The sequence below is a fragment of the Bradyrhizobium sp. USDA 4473 genome (assembly GCF_054063335.1).
This window is the reverse complement of the sequence record NZ_JBSSGE010000001.1, coordinates 5541047-5557067: the sequence shown is the minus strand read 5'-3', so window position 1 is coordinate 5557067 and position 16021 is coordinate 5541047. Positions and strand designations below refer to the sequence as shown.

The window sequence follows — 16021 nt, the reverse complement described above, 5'->3', positions numbered from 1 at the left end:
GGCCGGATTACCCCGCCGACAGCGCAGCGTGAATAAACTTTAACCCGCGAGCTTCGCGACTACGTCGGCGGGGGTCATGTTGTCGCGCGAGCCGTCGCTGCGGCGCTTGACCTCGACCTTGCCGTCCGCAAGCCCCTTGGGTCCGACCAGAATCTGCCAGGGGATTCCGATCAGATCGGCCGCGGCGAACTTGGCGCCGGCACGCTGATCGGTGTCGTCGTAGAGCACGTCGACGCCCTTCGCCGAGAGCTCGCGATAGAGCTGCTCGCAGGCGCCGTCGACCGCAGCATCGCCCTGCTTGAGGTTGAGGATCGCGGCGCGGAACGGCGCCACCGCCTCGGGCCATTTGATGCCGGCGTCATCGTGGCAGGCCTCGATGATCGCGCCGACCAGACGCGACACGCCGACGCCGTAGGAGCCGCCATGGATCGGCACGTCGACGCCGTCGGGGCCCGCCACCATCGCCTTCATGGTGTCGGAATATTTGGTCCCGAAATAGAAGATCTGGCCGACCTCGATGCCGCGGGTGTTGAGCCGCTTTGCTTCGGGCACTTCCCGTTCGAAGCGCGTGGCCTCGTGAACGTCCTCGGTCGCAGCGTAGACCGAGGTCCACTGCTTGATGATCGGCGTCAGATCGCCGTCATAATCGACGTCCTCGCCCGGCACCGGCAGGTCCAGCACATCGCGGTTGATGAACACGCCGGACTCGCCGGTGTCGGCGAGCACGATGAATTCGTGGCTGAGATCGCCGCCGATCGGGCCGGTCTCGGCCCGCATCGGGATCGCCTTCAGGCCCATCCGCGCGAAGGTGCGCAGGTAAGCCACGAACATCTTGTTGTAGGAGCGCCGTGCGCCGGCCTCGTCGAGGTCGAACGAATAGGCATCCTTCATCAGGAATTCGCGACCGCGCATCACGCCGAAGCGCGGACGCTGCTCGTCGCGGAACTTCCACTGGATGTGGTAGAGGTTCAGCGGCAGGTTCTTGTAGGACTTGATGTAGGAGCGGAAGATCTCCGTGATCATTTCCTCGTTGGTCGGGCCGTACAACAGCTCGCGCTTGTGACGGTCGAGGATGCGCAGCATCTCCGGGCCATAGGCGTCGTAGCGGCCGCTTTCGCGCCAGAGATCGGCGAGTTGCAACGTCGGCATCAACAGCTCGAGCGCACCGGCGCGGTCCTGCTCCTCGCGCACGATCTGCTCGATCTTCTTCAGCACCCGGAAGCCGAGCGGCAGCCAGGCATAGATGCCGGCGGCCTCCTGCCGCATCATGCCCGCGCGCAGCATCAGCCGATGCGAGACGATCTCCGCCTCTTTCGGGTTTTCTTTCAGGATGGGCAGGAAAAACCGCGACAATCGCATGGCGTTACTCGGGAATCAGGAAAGCATGGGAAGAGCTGCAGTGAAACCGGATCGGGTGTGAAAACACAAGGCCGCCGAATGACAAAAACCCTTCAAATCAGGCGATTTTCGGCCCTTTGATCGAATTGCGCCCTGGCAAAGCGCCGAGCTTGCCGACCGCGGCTTTACCTGACCTCGAAATCGTCTTCCAGTGTCACTTTCTTGAAATCGCTCACCAGGGCGTCGATCTGCATGTGCCAGCGCCCCGGGACCGTCAACGGCACCTTCTTCACGTGCCAATAGCCGTCGGGACCGCGCGCGGCGGCGCGTTCCATCGGTTCGATGCCGCGCTCGGGCAGGCTCAACGTCACCGTCGCTTCCTTGGCGGCGAACGGGCTGGCATCGCCGTTCATCAGCTGCAGCACGAAGTCATTCTGCCCGACCTTGCCCGGCCCGATCAGCACCTGGAACATCGCCGCATCGGTGTGGATATGCACCGCCAGCGGAACATCGGTCGACATCGCCAGCACGCGCGGCGGCGGCGTGAAGCGCCACAGTGCGACGAGACCGAGGATGGCGATCATCAGCACGAATTCGACCGCGATCGAACGCTGCAGCGGCCGTGTCCGGTGAAATTCGCGCGCGATCGCCGGTGTGAACACCAGCCGGTTCAGCGCGGCGAACCCGAGCAGCAGCGCGACGAGCACAAGTTTCGCGACCAGGACGTTGCCATATGCGGTGTCGATCAGCGCGCCAAAGCTGTCGAGCTGGACGATCGCGAGCGCCAGGCCCGACAAGGCGATCAGTGCGACCACCGGCACCGCGAGCGTCGAAAACCGCCGGAGCACCCGCAGCAGCGTATCCTTGCGCTGCCAGGCAAGCACGGCCAGCGGAGCCAGGGCCCCCATCCAGAACGCCAGGCCGACGCCATGGATGAACAGCGCCGTCCGGGTCAGCCATTGCGGAGAAGCGGTCGCGGCATGGCCGCTGACGGCGAACGACAGCCCGACGCAGATCATCGCGACCGCGGTGCGGATGAAGGCCGCGCGGAATGACGGGCTGCGCCAGGCGATTGCCGAGATCAGCATCGCGGCAATCGCGAGCAACAGGGCCGGAAACAGGCTGGTGCCGGCGGCGCTGGCCCATGCCGCCCAGGTCAGAAGTCCCGAGAGCGGCAGGTTCAACAGGTCGACGCCCTGCAGGCCGAGTGAAGTGACCGCGCCGGCAAGGCCGATCTTCAGCGCCGACATGATCAGCCGCTCGCCGGCCGGGCCCTGCCCGATCCAGGCGGCAAAGAACACACCGCCGACGCCGGCGAACAGTCCGAAATAGAGCGCGAGCCGCGCCAGCCAGATCAGCGCGTGGAGCACGCCATCGCCTGATGGCGCCGCCGAGCCGGTGACGACGCCGATGGAGAACAGCAGTGAGCCCGCCACCGGGTGGCCGTCCTGCGACACCACCCGATAGCTCACCACCTGCGTGCCCTGAGGCAGACCTGCCGGCAGCGTCACTATCACCGATTGATCGACGGCGCGGAACGCGACGTCGCGCGGCTTGCCCGCGGCATCGAGCAGGCTAACCGCCGTCGGCGCCACCGCTTCGTTGAAACGGAGCACAACCGTCTTCGGTGCTTCCGCCACCACGCTGCCGTCCGCCGGCTCGGCCGCGATCAGGACGGCATGCGCATGGGCCGCGGTCGCAAGGCACAGCGCCAAGAACAACGCCAAGAACAACGCCGAGAGCAGCACAGCAAGACTTGCTTTCACTGCGCTTGCGACCCGCCGCATGGCCTTACGACTTCGGTAGCAGCTTGACGCCGGGCGCCGGTGTCTTGCTGCCATGGTCGTGCCCACCACCCTGCCCCTCGGCCGGGATATCGATCCAGCGGCTGACACCCTGCTCGCATTCCTGCACGACGGGGAAATACAGCGTGGTGTTGGGCTTCAACGTGTCGGTGAGAAACGTCTGCATCACGAACTCGTCGTAGTTTTGGTCCGCGAGCTTGCCGCCGCTCCAGGCGACTTCCGTGACGCCCTCGGAGAGCTTGGCACCGTGATAGTCGTATTGCGCGGCGTACTTGCCGGTGACCGTATCGAGACTCCAGCCGGGCTTCGGCATCGGCTTGACCCCGATCACGCCTTCCGGAATCTGCACGCGAATCTTGACCGTCGCCGATCCCGCGCAGCCATGCGGCACCGCGAACACCGCCTTGTAGTACGAACCGACCGTCGCCTGCTTTCCTTCGAGCGTGATATGCGCAACGGCGGGCGACGCCGCGAGCAGCGCCGCCGTGGCCATGAGGAGCGTGTGTGACCGCATGGCCGCCTCACATCTTCTTCATGTCCATGTGACCGGAATGGTCGCCATGGCCGGAATGATCGCCGCTGCCCGGCGCCTGCGCGCCGACCGCCTGCACATCGAGCGAGACCGGGACCTTGCCGGCCTTCTCGAACTCGAGCGTGACCGGCACCTTGTCACCCTGCTTCAGTGGGTTCTTCAGATCGAACATCATCAGATGATAGCCACCGGGCGCGAGCTTCACGGTCTTGCCCGGCTCGATGGTCAAACCTTTGTCGAGCGCGCGCATCTTCATCACGCCGTTGTCCATCGACATCTCGTGGACCTCGACCTTGCCGGCGATATCGGCTGTGCCCGACACCAGCCGGTCAGCCGTCGTCCCCTTGTTCTCGATCGTCAGATAGCCGCCGCCGATCTTGGCACCGTTCGGCGTCGCGCGCGTCCACGCCTGGGTGATCACGAGGTCGCCGGCCTTGACGTCCTCGGCGCGCGCGGACGTCGACACCAGCGCCGCGGTCAGCGCGGTGAGAGCGAGGATGCGGGAGAGCATTTTCATGGCGGCGGATTTCCTTTCAGGTTGAGATCGTCGCGTTATCGGATTGCTGCGGTCTGAGCTTCAGACCATTTGTTGAGATCGGCCATTTCGGCCGAGCCTTCGATCGTCGTGATCGTGCCGTCCCGCGCGATCAGCATGGTTCGCGGAATGTCGCCTTGCCAGGTCGGATCGATCTCGAATCTCAACCGCTCGGCAAAGCCGTCGTCGAAAATCCAGTTCTCGGCCGATCCGAGCCCGGCCTTATCCAGCATCGATCGGGTCGCCTCCGGGAGGTTCGGCACCAGATCGGCGCTGATCGTGACGACGTCGATACCCGGGTGATCCTTCATGAACTGACCGAGCTGCGGCAGCTCGACCTTGCAGGGGCCGCACGTCACGCCCCAGAAATGCACCAGGGTCAGATGACCGGCATGGGTATGCAGCAGCTTTTGCCAGCTGCCGCGTTCGAACGGCTTTGGCGCGCCCTCGCCTGCCGCCAATGCGGACGGCAGCGTCGCGAGCAGCACAAGAGCCGCGAGCAAATGACGCGTCATGGTTCGCCCTCGATCGCTTGAAAATGGTAACCCTCGGCCTTCGTCATCCACGACAAATAGGTCTGGCGGCCGTCCGAGACGAGCAGCGGATGGTCGGAGCTGTCGACGGTCCCGGCGATCACGGCTGGTGGCGACCAGGTCGCTCCATCGTCGTGCGATGTCATCAGATTGATCGATGTCGTTTGCCCGTCGAATTCCTTCCAGGCCATCACGAGCCCCCGCGGCCCCGCGATGATTTGCGGCCGCGACGGGCTCCGGTTCGGCTGACCGACCGGAATCGGATCGGAGAAGGTTTTGCCGCCGTCGCGCGACCGCGCATAGAACAAGCCCTTGCGCGCCTTGCCATTGGTGTACCACGTCACGTGATACGTCCCTTCGCGCGAAATGGTCAGGCTCGGACCATGGTGCGGACATGCCGCGATCTGCCAGTCGTCGCGGCTCACCCGATGCAGCTCACCCGGCGTTGCGAGATCGGTGAATGTCACGATCGCATGGTCGCGCACACCGCCTTCGAAGATGTTCCGGAACACCACCACCGGATGGCCTGCGCCGTCGAACGCCAGCGCGAGACGGCAGCATTCGCAGGTATTGTCCGCCACCAGCTGCGCATCGGAATAGGTCGCGCCGCCGTCCTTCGACGAGGCGAAGAACAATCCGGCCCCATCATATTTCTCGCCACGCTGCTGCGCCGGGACGCGGTTGCGCTTGTCGAGCCACACCGCAAACACGGCGCCGGCGGAATCGAAGCCGATCGCCTCGAACCGCTGGCTCTCATTGTTCGCGGTGATCGGCTTCGGCGGCTCAAAGCTGCGCCCTCCGTCGGTCGACCGCGTGGTCAGCACCTGACCGTTGAAGGCCTGATCGCGAAAGATCGAAAACGCCACGGCGATGCCGCCCTTGGCATCAATTGCAAGCTTCGGCCGCGCATCCGGCCCCCAATCCAGGTTGAGACGGTCACGGGTGACCTGCACCGGGGAGGAAAAGCTCGTGCCCTGGTCCTTCGAGCTTGCGACCGAGATCTGGCCTCCGGCGATCCACGTCAGCCACAACGTGCCGTCCGGCCCAAAGGCCGGCGTGACCTTGCTCGCGCAACGCAGGCTGGTGTCTTCGCAGGCCGCCTCGGAGGCGTGCTGATGGCTCATCTGCGCGCTGGCAAGGTTCGGCAGGGCCGCAAGCATCATCGTTGCGAACACCGTCAGAGCCGCAGACTTGCGGTATGTCATCGATGCGCTGCTCATTTGAACGCGATCCTCATGCCTGCCACGAAGGCGCGCGGCGATCCGGCATAGATCGAGTTGGTCGCGTTCGCCAGTACGCTCGCGGGATTTTGAATGCCGGCCGCGGTCACCGAATTCGCGATGTTGTTCGCCGAAGCCACATAAGTGCGGTCGAACACGTTCCGCACCTCGAGATACAGATTCAGCGACTTGAAATAGTCGGAGATCAGAGCCGTCGTGTAGTGAACATTGAGATTGACCAGCTCGTAGCCCGGCGCCTTCAGGAGATTGGCGTTGTCCATGTAGAAGCTGTCCTTCCACTGGACTTCGACGAACCCGCCGAGCCCCTGCAATGGGCCCGACAATTGGTCATAGCCCAACCGGGTCGTCAGCTCGTTCGGCGAAATGCCGGGGATCTTGTTGCCAGCCCGATTGAAGCTGAACACCGCACCGTTGGTGAGGTTCTCGACGTATTCCGTGTAGACCTCGTCGAGATAGGTATAGGCCGCCGTGAACCGCCAGCCCGGCAGGAATTTCCAGTCGGCGGCGAGTTCGACGCCGCGGTGCTCCGATCGTGGCGCATTGAACGTGTAGGAAACGCCGGAGATTGGCGTGGCCTGCGAAACCAGCTCGTCCTTGAAGAATTCGTAGAACCCGGTGACGCTGACCTTGAGCGCATTGTTCGGCGTCCAGTCGGCGCCAAGATCGTAGCCGAGATTCTTCTGCGTCCGCAGCTGGGTGTTGTTGCCCGACGTGCCGTCCGGCAGGACGAACAGGTTGCTGACTTGCGGTGTGCCATAGCCCGTTGCCACGCGGCCACGTAGTTGCCATTCGCTGTTGAGCCGGTAGAGCAACGCGAGCTCAGGCGCGGTATTCTGGAATTGCCGGTCCGCGGTCGTGATCGCCGTGGTCGTCGCCCCGGCCGCACCGGTGTAGGTATAGGCGGTGTTCCGCCCTGTGAGTTTGGTGGTCTCCCAGCCGATGCCGGCGATGGCCGTCAACGCAGGCGTGAGCTTCAATTCCTCGCGCGCGCGCAGGCCGTAATTCGCCGTCGTGCTGAACAGATTGCTGGACAGGCTTCCGAGCGTCGCATTGCCGCCCGGCATCACATTGCGGGTGTCGCTCGAGGCCGTGAGCGTGTTGTAGAAGCCGCCGAAATAAGTCGTCGAATCCAGTCCGAAGATATCGCCGCGCCTGACCACGTCGCTCATGTAGTTGTAAGACGGGAAGTCGCCGATCGCGCTGGTCGATCCCGTCGGCTGGCTGATGTTGCGGTCGTCGAATACGAACTGGTTGCGCCAGGTGGTCTGGTTGTCGAAATCGTGCTCCCAGCGGCCGCCGACGATGGTGCGGCGGTCGTCGCGTCCGAGGCCCGCCTGGACCGCGGTTTCCTTGTCGGTCCCCGCCGCGGAGTTGAAGCCATTGTTGAACAGGGTCACGGTTCCGCATCCCGGCGCGGCGGTCGCGCCGGTCGTGCAGCCCTGCTGGAACGGGTTTTGAGTGAACTGATTGAGCGACGAGCGGATCGGCAGCCGCGCGGTCAGATCATTATTGATCAGCTTGAACGTGAAACGGTCGTCCGGCGTCACCTGAAGTGTGCCGAGGAAATTGACGGTCTGGGTGTTGAACCAGCTGTTGCCGATATAGCCGTCGCCGCGGGCGTCGCTCGCGAACAGCGAGCCCTCGAAATTGCCGACCTTCTTGCCGGCAGCCAGATAGTTGTTGAGATAGCCGAAGCTGCCGCCGTCGACGCCGTACTCTACGCCGTCGATCGTGCCACCCGGCCGGGTCCGGAAGTTCAACGCACCGCCGGTGGCGTAATTGCCGTACAGCGCCGACGATGGGCCGCGGACCACGTCGATTGCGCCATAGGCATGCGGATCGATCAGGTCGCTGCGCGACAGGCCGTCCGGCTGGGTCACCGGGAAGCCGTCGTCGAAGATGACCAGGTTGCGGATGCCGAAACCGTTCCGGGCGTTCGACCCGCGGATCGAGATGCCGAAATCGCGTGGGCCGTTGCCCTGCTTGATCGAGATGCCCGGACTGTCGCGCAGCACGTCGGCGACCGAGAACGACGGCCGGTTGTCGAACTGGCTGCGGTCGATGGTGGTCTGGGTCTGGCCCGTGGGCGCCCGGTTCAAGCCGTCGCGGGTCGCGCCAAGAGTCTCTCCTGGTCGCGCGCCGCCAGCCGGGGCTGCGGCCACGGCCGGTGCCGCTGCCAGCTTCGGGACACGCCGGACCGATGCCGCCCGCGCGCGCGGTTTCGGCGCCGCCGGCTTGGCGCGCGCCGCCCGCGGCGATGGGGCGTCGACGGTGACGGAGGGCAGCGTCGTCTGCGCCTCCGCCTCGAACGTGAACGTGGAAAGGGCCGCGCCCAGCACGAGCGCACCTGCCCCGCCGCGCGGTTGAAACCGAAACATGGATGAATCCTGACACCGGCTGTTCGGCCGGCTTGTTCAAGGGCACTCGCCGGCGCGGACGCGCACCGGCAGCGGGAACGTGGTCAGGAGAACAGCGGCGGCGCGCGGGCTTGCGCGGTGAGGCCCGCCCGCGAACGATCGAGCTCGCTGGCGAAATCGAGCCAGGAGATCCGGCTCGGCACGCGTTCGACGGCCTGGATCGCAACTTGCGGATGATCGACCGGCGCACCGGTCTGCAGCACGCTGCAGGCGGAGCAACAGCCGTCATGGGCGTCGTGACCGGTCTGGTCGCCGTGAGCGGCTCCGGAACCGGCGTCGCCGTGGCAGATGGTGGCGGCCGCCAGCGGATCGGACAGCGCAAGGCTCGCCGCCCAGCAGGCCCCGATCGGTGCGAAAATCTGCACCAGCAGGGCAACCAGGACGATGGGCAGAAAATTCTTCAGCCGCCGGCGCATCGCAAAATCCATCCGGAACGGACCTAACCACCACGGCCGTCGGAAGTCGAGATCGTGGACGCGCCCGGTTTCTTCCAACTGACGGAATTAGCCGAGCGTGACACTTGCGTCACGGCAGTCCCGACACGGTCGTATCCCCTTACCCCATCACGTGTTTTCAAGCGACTTTCGCAACCGGCGGTGGCGCCATCCCAATCATTTCGCAAATTGCTCGAAATTTGAACAATCGTTGCCGAAAATGGTGACAAGGCTGGAAAGATGGTCTACCAATTCGGGCTCAGGCCAGCCGCGAGGTGTGTCCTGGTGGTCCAAGTCTCGGGAGGAGCCCGACGCGCACAAGCAGCGTCACCCCATCAATCAAGATCAAATCGAATTTTTGGGGCAAATAGGGTCGACACAATTTTTGGAGCAGGGCTTGGAGCCCTGCTCTTTTTTTATGTGATGATCGCATCGTGCAATGACCTCATCAGCGAATCCAATCGAACGTAGTTTCGAACTGGCAGCCGCACTCTGCGATGATCTAACGCCGCGCGTGTACCAGCGCCTGTTTCGCGAGCATCCCGAGGCGCAGGCGATGTTTCGCAGCGAAGGCAGCGAGTCCGTGAAAGGCTCGATGCTAGCTTTGACGATCGAGGCCATCCTCGATTTCGTCGGCGAGCGGCACGGACATTTTCGTCTGATCGAATCGGAAGTGTTCTCGCATGACGCCTACGGCACGCCGCGCGAATTGTTCGTCGCGTTCTTCGCCGTGATCGCGGACTGCCTGCGCGACATCCTCGGCGAGCAATGGTCGCAGGAGATCAATGCTGCGTGGCACAAGCTGCTCCGCGAGATCGAGGCCGTCGTGCTGCAATAGAAACATCTGGTAGACGCGAAGGCGTAGCGTCGCCGTTCCGATTGTGACACACTCCCTTTATCCGCGGCGCGTGCAACTGACGCCGACGGTCAGAAAAAACATGAGGGAGCAAACAATGCCAGGAATCGACAAGCGAATCGACAAGGGCATCGACAAGGGGATGGACAAGGCGTCGACGACGCGGCGCGACCTTCTGCAGATGGCGGCCGCAGGTGGAGCTGCAGCCGGCCTGCTCGGCGGAATGGGCATGACGACGTCCGCGCTCGCAGCCGAGACGGGACGTTCGGAAAAGCCGCTGAAGGCCGCATTCTCCAACGCCGGGCTGCAGGCGACGTGGTGCGCGCAGGGCAAGCAGGCCGCAGAGTTCTGGGGCAAGCTGTTCAACGTCGAGGTGACCTGGTTCGACGGCCAGCTCGACGCCGTCAAGCAGCGCGCCGCGATCGACAACATGGCCTCGCAGAAATGGGACTTCGTCGCGATCCAGGCCTTCGGCATCGGCACGCTGACCCAGCCGGTGCAGAAGATGATCGACGCCGGCACGCCTGTCATCGACATGGACACGCTGATCGCGCCGCTCGATCAAATCAACGTCCATTCGTTCCTGGCGCCCGACAACGAGTTCATGGGCGCTTCGGTGACGCAGGCGCTGTGCAACGCGATCGGCGGCAAGGGCAAGGTCATCATGACCCAGGGCGCGCTCGGCCACACCGGCGCGCAAGGCCGCGCCAAGGGCTTCAACTCGGTCGTGAAGCAGTTCCCGAACATCGAGGTGCTCGACACCCAGCCCGCCGACTGGGACGTCTCCAAGACCGCCCGGCTCTGGGAAACCTATCTGACGAAATACTCGCAGATCGACGCGGCGTTCTTCCACAATGACGACATGGCGCTCGCCGCCTACAACATCATGAAGGCGCGCAACCGCACCAACATCCTGATCGGCGGCGTCGACGCCATGCCGCCGGCGATCCAGGCGGTCAGCGAAGGCCGCATGTTCGCGACCGTCCGCAATCCGTCCTGCCGCATCCATGGCGGCGCGATCGTCGCGGGCGTTGCCGCCGTGGTCGGCGGCGAGAAGAGCGGCCAGGGCATCCCGAAGAACGTCGTCACCGACGGTCCCGTCGTGACCAAGGCCAACGCCGCCGGCATGCAATGGATGGAGGATCACTTCCTGATCTGAGCGGGCCTCATGTCGCAAGGACGCTCGGCGATCCTCGAGTTGAACCAGATCACGAAGGCCTTCGGCGGTGTCGAAGCCCTTCGTGGGGTCGACTTCGCGCTGCACGCCGGCGAGATCCATGGTCTCGTCGGCGAGAACGGCGCCGGCAAAAGCACGCTGATGAAGATCATCGCCGGCGTGCATCCGGAGTTCTCCGGCCGCTTCATGCTCGACGGCAAGGAGACCCGCTTCCGTTCCACCCGCGACGCGCACGCCGCCGGCATCGGCATGGTGCATCAGGAGCTCAGCGTCGCGCCTGACCTCACGGTCGCCGAGAACGTCTTCCTCGGCAACCAGCCCACCAACCGCCTCGGCTTCGTGCAGTGGCGGCGGATGGCGCGCGAGGCCGGCGAGCAGCTCGCTCGGTTCGGTATCGACGTCGATCCGATGACGCGGCTCGGCGATTTGCCGATCGGCTTGCAGCAGCTGATCGAGATCGCCCGCGTGCTGTTCTCCGGCGCGCGCATCATCATCCTGGACGAGCCGACCTCCGCCCTCTCCCCGCCCGAGGTCGAACGCCTCTTCACGACCTTGCAGAAGCTTCGGGACGAAGGCACCAGCATCGTCTTCATCTCGCATTTCATCGAGGACATCCTGCGCGTCTCCGATGTGGTGACCGTGTTCCGCAACGGCCGCAAGATCGCCGAGACCGCCTCCGCCGACACCACCAAGGGCGCGCTGATCGAGGCCATGATCGGCCGCGGCGGCGAGGCGCTGGAGCACAGCTACACCGACGACCTGATGCTCCCGCAATCCGGCGGCGGCGCGACGGTCCTGAAGGTCGACCAACTGTCGCTTGGCCGCACCCTGCAGGACGTCTCGTTCGAGGCCCGCGCCGGCGAGGTGCTCGGCATCTACGGCTTCATGGGCTGCGGCCAATTGGAGCTGTCGCGCATCCTGTTCGGCAAGCTGCGGCCCGACGGCGGAACGCTCGCGGTCGACGGCGCCGCGAAAACCTTCCGCAGCACCGCAGCCGCCCGGCGCGCCGGCGTTGCGCTGGTGCCGGAGAGCCGCCGCGCCATGCTGTTCCACCAGGAGCCGGTCTACAAGAACATCTCGATCAGCATCCTGGAGCGGATTTCGGCGCTGCTGCTCAAGCCGATGCGCGAGCGGGCCATCGCCCAGCGCCAGGTCGAGCAGTTGCAGATCAGGCCGCCGGTGGTCGGCCTCGATCTCGGCATGCTCTCCGGCGGCAACCAGCAGAAGGTGGCGCTGGCGAAATGGCTGACCTACCCGCCGCGCCTGCTGGTGCTGTGCGAGCCGACCCGCGGCATGGATGTCGGCGCCAAGAACGACGTCATCAACATCGTGCGCGACCTCCGCGCCAAGGGACTGGCGATCATCGTGCTCTCGACCGAGCCGGAAACGGTGCTGTCGCTGGCCGACCGCATCCTGGTGCTGAAGCGCGGCGCGGTGGTGCGCGAATTCGCCGGCGAAGCGGTCAGCAAGGATCGGCTGCTGGAGGCGGCGTAGAGCATGATCCGGAAACGTGCGAAGCGGTTTTCCGAAAGGATCATGCGCAAGTAAATCAAGGAAGCGCGATGAGCGGCTCATCGCGCTGAATGGAGTGGAATAATGGCAAGCAGTGACAGCGCGACGGCACCTGCGGATCACAAGCGGCCGCGCGGGCTGGCGTCCTTCCTGCGCTCGCAGATGCGCAACATCGCGCCGTTCCTGACGCTGATCTTCCTCAGCGCCTTCTTCGCGATCGCGAGCCCGTCGTTTGCGACCATCGACAATGTCGGCAACATCCTGACTCAGGTGTCGGTCACCGGCATCATCGCGGTCGGCCTCACCTTCGTGATCCTGTGCGCCGAGATCGACCTGTCGATCGCCAGCATCGCCAACGTGACCGGCATTGCGGTGGCGTATTTCACGTTGCAGGAATCCTACGTCAACATCGCCAACGTCCCGATGCCGGGCATCGTCGCGATCATGCTGGCGCTGGCGCTGTGCGCGCTGCTCGGCCTCGTCAACGCACTGGGGCTGACCATGATCGGCATCCCCTCCTTCATCATGACGCTCGCCATGATGCAGATCGCAGCCGGCGTCTCGGCGCTTTTGGTGCGCGGCCAGATCGCCTACAAGGTGCCGGACCTGATCACGACGCTCGGCTCGGGCTCGATCGGCGGCATCCCCTGGATCGTGATCGTCGCCGCGATCATGCTGCTCGGCGGCCATCTGGTGCTGACCTACACGCGGTTCGGCCGCTACGTCTACATGGTCGGCGGCAACCGCGAGGCTGCGGAATTTGCCGGCCTCAACGTCAAGCTCATCCTCGGCGCCGTGATGGTGATCTCGGCGGTCTGCTCGGGGATCGGCGGCATGCTCGGCGTCGCCCATTTCGGCAGCGCGCAGCAGAACGAGTTCGACACGTATCTTCTGGATTCGATCGCGGCCGTGGTGGTCGGCGGCACCAGCCTGTTCGGCGGCCGCGGCGGCATCGGCAACACCATCGTCGGCCTGTTCGTGCTCGGCGTGCTCAACAACGGCCTCGACCACGTCAATATCGACAGCTTCCTGAAGATCCTGATCCGCGGCCTGATCCTGCTCGCGGCCCTGATCATCAACGTGTATGCGCAGCGGCTGCGCGAGCAGGCGGCGGATTGAGGATGATAGAGATGAACACGCGTCTCTCTCCATTTGTCGATATGGCGGTGCATCCTCGGCTTTCGCCAGGACGACGAGGATGAGGACGCAGCTTCGCGTTCTCGCGACATGAATTGTCCGAGCTTCGCTTGTCGTTCCGCCCTCTCTCCTTGAAGAGGGCGCAGGGAAAGCCGGGTGCCGATCGCACCCATGGGCCCCGAGCAATGGGGTAGAAAGCTCGGGGCAGGACCACAGGTGTAACCGGAAACAACCCGGCCTGCGCGATGGGTTACGGCTTATACGTGCTCTCCCCGGCGAGACTGGGCTTGTTTGTCACCGTCTTCGCAACGCGCATTGCGCAATCGGAAGAGACACCTACCACTAGGGCGTCAGGCCTGCACGATTTCGCCGTCCGCCTCATGCGCACTCGTCAGTTGCGCAATCGGCGTCCACCGCATCTCGACCCGCGTTCGTGACGACCGCGAAGCGCCCCTCGATCGGGCGAGATGGGTGGATTTATACACTGAGTTGTCCTTCGGATAAAGCGAAATATTTTTGTCCAAGGGGCTTGCGCCGTCGGGCAAATCAGTGGCATGGGCACCTGCAGCGAGCCGCAGGCCAGCAAGCCACAAGCGGCCAACCGCGCGCAAGCACGTGTCGATCTTGCTCAAGCATTCAGGGCGTCCGGCGAGCGCTGTCAATGGCGCCAGGTTCTGCTATGCTGATCGCGTTCGGCAACGTCGCGGGGCAGTAGCGGTGATCCATCCGGGGGTCAGTACTGGGGAATCGCCGCCGCAGAGGCGCGTGCTCGCTATTCTGGCCGCTGATGTTGTCGGCTATGCCCGCCTGACCGAGGTGGCGGAGGAAGCTACCCACATTCGCCTGCGCGCGCTTCGCTTTGGCGTGATCAACCCGTGCATCGTCTCCTACCGCGGCAAGATCGTGAAGAATACGGGTGACGGCTTTCTCGCCTCGTTCGATTCCTCACTCGATGCCGCGCGATGCGCGGTCGCCTTGCAGCATGAAGTCGCCGCGGCACAGAGCCAAGAAGGACATGATCGGAAGATACAATTCCGGATGGGTCTGAACGTTGCACGGACCATCGTTGAATCGGAGGACATTTTCGGAAAGGGCGTCAACATCGCGGCGCGGTTGGAGCAGTCAGCGCCGGCCGGCGGCGTGGTGATTTCAGATGGGATGTTTCAGGAGATCAAGGACCGGCTCGAGGTGGCTGTCGAAGACCTCGGCCTGCTCCGGCTCAAGCATCTTTCGCGGCCGGTCCACGCTTATTCTCTCCTGCTACCGGAAGCCGAACGCTTGCCGCCGAGCCGGGCGAGCCGCCAGGCCAAGGTGCCTTTCATCGCGGTCCTGCCGTTTCGTACGCAAGGAAGCCCGGAGGACGATTACTTCGGCGACGGAACGGCCGACGAGATCGTTGTGGCGCTTCAGAGCATCCGTGGGCTGTTCGTCATTTCAAGCACGTCCACGCTTCCCTATCGTACCGGCCCCATCGACAGCCAGAAGGTCGGCCAAGAGCTCGGCGTTCGTTATGTGTTGAGCGGCAGCATCCGCCGCGCCGACAAGCAGCTTCGCATTGGCGTGGAACTGAAGGACGTCGAGGCCGGGATCGTGCTGTGGGCAGATCACTATGACGGAAATGTCTCCGAGCTATTTGAGTTTCAGAGCCGCATTGCGACGCGCATCGTGTGGAGTATCGCCCCCCAGGTCCGCGAGGCGGAGCTGAAGCGGGCACTCCGCAAGCGTTCGGACAATCTCAATGCCTATGAGTTGCTGATGAAGGCGATCGACTTCATGTATCGCATGAATTTCTTCGACTTCAGTCGAGCGGGCGAATTGTTGCAGGCCGCCATCGCTTCGGATCCGAACTATGCGACCCCCTATGCCTATGCCGCGCTTTGGCACATTCACAATGTCGCGCAAGGTTGGGGCGCCGAGGGCGGCCCCGACGCCGCTGAAGGGGCACGTCTTGCCGCCGCCGCGGTCGATCGTGCTCCGGCCGACGGCTTCGCGTTGGCGGTTCTTGGACACACCAAGGCACTTTTATTCAAAGACTACGATGCCGCACTCGACCTCTTTGATAGAGCATTGAGCGCTTCTCCCGGAAATGCTATGGCTTGGACGCTTAGCAGCGGCGTGTACGGCTACCTTGAGGAGGGGCAATCGGCAATCACGCGCGCTGAACAGGGATTGCGGTTATCGCCGGCCGACACACAGGCATATTTTTACCTGATGTTCCTCGGCCAAGCGCATTACATCAGTGGCAATTTTGATGAAGCGGTCGTCTGGGCACGCAAGACCGCTGCTCTAAACGGACGGCTATCCGCCAACTTGCGTGTCCTGGCAGCCGCCTATGTTGCAAATGGCCGAGGCGCAGAAGCGCGGGCCGTCGCCAAGACGCTTCTTGAAATACAGCCTCGCTTCCAACTTTCGGCCTACAGCGAGAGGTGTCCATTCAAAGAAGGTCTGCGGGAGCGCTTCATCGATCATTTGCGGCAAGCGGGTTTGCCAGACTGAAGTCGTGG

General features: G+C 64.0%; 14 protein-coding genes. 5 read left to right on the top strand and 9 right to left on the bottom strand.

What is annotated here, in order from left to right:
• Positions 1 to 39: 39 nt before the first annotated feature.
• From proS to ACVW17_RS26190, 8 genes are all read right to left on the bottom strand, one after another.
• On the bottom strand, positions 40 to 1359 hold the full coding sequence (proS, locus tag ACVW17_RS26225; RefSeq protein ID WP_456754557.1) for a proline--tRNA ligase: 1320 nt from the start codon (positions 1357 to 1359) through the stop codon (positions 40 to 42).
• Positions 1360 to 1523: 164 nt separating this feature from the next.
• Positions 1524 to 3065: a copper resistance CopC/CopD family protein gene (locus ACVW17_RS26220; RefSeq protein WP_456754556.1), complete on the bottom strand. Its 1542-nt coding sequence runs from the start codon at positions 3063 to 3065 to the stop codon at positions 1524 to 1526.
• Positions 3066 to 3129: 64 nt separating this feature from the next.
• Positions 3130 to 3657, bottom strand: coding sequence for a YcnI family copper-binding membrane protein (locus tag ACVW17_RS26215; protein WP_456754555.1), 528 nt, complete (start codon positions 3655 to 3657; stop codon positions 3130 to 3132).
• A 7-nt stretch (positions 3658 to 3664) separates the two neighbouring features.
• Positions 3665 to 4192: a copper chaperone PCu(A)C gene (locus tag ACVW17_RS26210; RefSeq protein WP_456754554.1), complete on the bottom strand. Its 528-nt coding sequence runs from the start codon at positions 4190 to 4192 to the stop codon at positions 3665 to 3667.
• Positions 4193 to 4227: 35 nt separating this feature from the next.
• On the bottom strand, positions 4228 to 4725 hold the full coding sequence (locus ACVW17_RS26205) for a TlpA family protein disulfide reductase (protein WP_456754553.1): 498 nt from the start codon (positions 4723 to 4725) through the stop codon (positions 4228 to 4230).
• A complete protein-coding gene (locus ACVW17_RS26200; protein WP_456756536.1) occupies positions 4722 to 5948 on the bottom strand; it encodes an exo-alpha-sialidase in 1227 nt (408 codons plus the stop codon). Before ACVW17_RS26200 ends, ACVW17_RS26205 begins: the two co-directional genes overlap by 4 nt.
• Positions 5949 to 5959: 11 nt before the next feature.
• The gene (locus ACVW17_RS26195; protein ID WP_456754552.1) at positions 5960 to 8362 is read right to left on the bottom strand and encodes a TonB-dependent receptor family protein; all 2403 of its coding nucleotides are present in this window, start codon (positions 8360 to 8362) and stop codon (positions 5960 to 5962) included.
• Positions 8363 to 8445: 83 nt separating this feature from the next.
• Complete coding sequence (locus ACVW17_RS26190; RefSeq protein WP_456754551.1) at positions 8446 to 8817, bottom strand: DUF2946 domain-containing protein; 372 nt, start codon at positions 8815 to 8817, stop codon at positions 8446 to 8448.
• A gap of 457 nt (positions 8818 to 9274) precedes the next feature.
• On the opposite strand from ACVW17_RS26190, the gene ACVW17_RS26185 reads away from it, so the two are divergent.
• The 4 genes from ACVW17_RS26185 to ACVW17_RS26170 all read left to right on the top strand — a co-directional run bounded on the left by ACVW17_RS26185 (position 9275) and on the right by ACVW17_RS26170 (position 13499).
• The gene (locus ACVW17_RS26185) at positions 9275 to 9673 is read left to right on the top strand and encodes a globin (protein WP_456754550.1); all 399 of its coding nucleotides are present in this window, start codon (positions 9275 to 9277) and stop codon (positions 9671 to 9673) included.
• Between the two features lie 115 nt (positions 9674 to 9788).
• Positions 9789 to 10850, top strand: coding sequence for a sugar ABC transporter substrate-binding protein (locus ACVW17_RS26180; protein ID WP_456754549.1), 1062 nt, complete (start codon positions 9789 to 9791; stop codon positions 10848 to 10850).
• Between the two features lie 9 nt (positions 10851 to 10859).
• The gene (locus tag ACVW17_RS26175) at positions 10860 to 12362 is read left to right on the top strand and encodes a sugar ABC transporter ATP-binding protein (RefSeq protein WP_456754548.1); all 1503 of its coding nucleotides are present in this window, start codon (positions 10860 to 10862) and stop codon (positions 12360 to 12362) included.
• 102 nt (positions 12363 to 12464) lie between these two features.
• The gene (locus ACVW17_RS26170) at positions 12465 to 13499 is read left to right on the top strand and encodes an ABC transporter permease (RefSeq protein ID WP_456754547.1); all 1035 of its coding nucleotides are present in this window, start codon (positions 12465 to 12467) and stop codon (positions 13497 to 13499) included.
• Positions 13500 to 13867: 368 nt separating this feature from the next.
• Here the strand turns inward: ACVW17_RS26170 and ACVW17_RS26165 are convergent, their stop codons facing one another.
• Entirely contained in the window at positions 13868 to 14149 is a 282-nt protein-coding gene (locus tag ACVW17_RS26165) for a hypothetical protein (protein ID WP_456754546.1), read from the bottom strand.
• 133 nt (positions 14150 to 14282) lie between these two features.
• Between ACVW17_RS26165 and ACVW17_RS26160 the strand changes: the two genes are divergently transcribed.
• Complete coding sequence (locus ACVW17_RS26160; RefSeq protein ID WP_456754545.1) at positions 14283 to 16013, top strand: adenylate/guanylate cyclase domain-containing protein; 1731 nt, start codon at positions 14283 to 14285, stop codon at positions 16011 to 16013.
• Positions 16014 to 16021: the final 8 nt, after the last annotated feature.

What these genes read in the sequence shown, in the direction of transcription:
- proS (WP_456754557.1), bottom strand. Translation starts at nt 1,359, where the DNA reads ATGCGATTGTCGCGGTTTTTCCTGCCCATCCTGAAAGAAAACCCGAAA.
- ACVW17_RS26215 (WP_456754555.1), bottom strand. Translation starts at nt 3,657, where the DNA reads ATGCGGTCACACACGCTCCTCATGGCCACGGCGGCGCTGCTCGCGGCG.
- ACVW17_RS26210 (WP_456754554.1), bottom strand. Translation starts at nt 4,192, where the DNA reads ATGAAAATGCTCTCCCGCATCCTCGCTCTCACCGCGCTGACCGCGGCG.
- ACVW17_RS26205 (WP_456754553.1), bottom strand. Translation starts at nt 4,725, where the DNA reads ATGACGCGTCATTTGCTCGCGGCTCTTGTGCTGCTCGCGACGCTGCCG.
- ACVW17_RS26200 (WP_456756536.1), bottom strand. Translation starts at nt 5,948, where the DNA reads ATGACATACCGCAAGTCTGCGGCTCTGACGGTGTTCGCAACGATGATG.
- ACVW17_RS26195 (WP_456754552.1), bottom strand. Translation starts at nt 8,362, where the DNA reads ATGTTTCGGTTTCAACCGCGCGGCGGGGCAGGTGCGCTCGTGCTGGGC.
- ACVW17_RS26190 (WP_456754551.1), bottom strand. Translation starts at nt 8,817, where the DNA reads ATGCGCCGGCGGCTGAAGAATTTTCTGCCCATCGTCCTGGTTGCCCTG.
- ACVW17_RS26185 (WP_456754550.1), top strand. Translation starts at nt 9,275, where the DNA reads ATGACCTCATCAGCGAATCCAATCGAACGTAGTTTCGAACTGGCAGCC.
- ACVW17_RS26180 (WP_456754549.1), top strand. Translation starts at nt 9,789, where the DNA reads ATGCCAGGAATCGACAAGCGAATCGACAAGGGCATCGACAAGGGGATG.
- ACVW17_RS26175 (WP_456754548.1), top strand. Translation starts at nt 10,860, where the DNA reads ATGTCGCAAGGACGCTCGGCGATCCTCGAGTTGAACCAGATCACGAAG.
- ACVW17_RS26170 (WP_456754547.1), top strand. Translation starts at nt 12,465, where the DNA reads ATGGCAAGCAGTGACAGCGCGACGGCACCTGCGGATCACAAGCGGCCG.